Source organism: Chryseobacterium sp. SIMBA_028, from assembly GCF_046535285.1.
Taxonomy (GTDB): domain Bacteria; phylum Bacteroidota; class Bacteroidia; order Flavobacteriales; family Weeksellaceae; genus Chryseobacterium.
Genome location: NZ_JAWRWZ010000831.1, coordinates 1 through 235 on the forward strand (window position 1 = coordinate 1; position 235 = coordinate 235).

Genomic DNA, 235 nt, shown 5'->3' on the forward strand with positions numbered 1-235 from the left:
CATTGAATTTATATTTTAGAAATTCTGTTAGATATAAAATTCCATTTAATACTGAATCAATAAAAGTTGATTATTTTGAATTGAATAATGCTGATTATATAGAATTGTATAAGAAAACCTTTGAAAATAAGCTGTATCATTCTGTACCTAATCATAATAATGCAGGTGGTTATCCTAATATGCCGAAACCACCTAAAGAAAATTCCAAATAAACAAAATCCATCGCAAATGCGAT

At 26.0% G+C, this 235-nt stretch carries 1 protein-coding gene; it reads left to right on the plus strand.

Going from position 1 to position 235, the window contains the following annotated elements; genetic code table 11:
• A partial coding sequence (locus SCA31_RS25530) for a hypothetical protein (protein WP_410699720.1) occupies positions 1-212 on the plus strand: 212 nt, incomplete at its 5' end.
• Positions 213-235 lie beyond the last annotated feature (23 nt).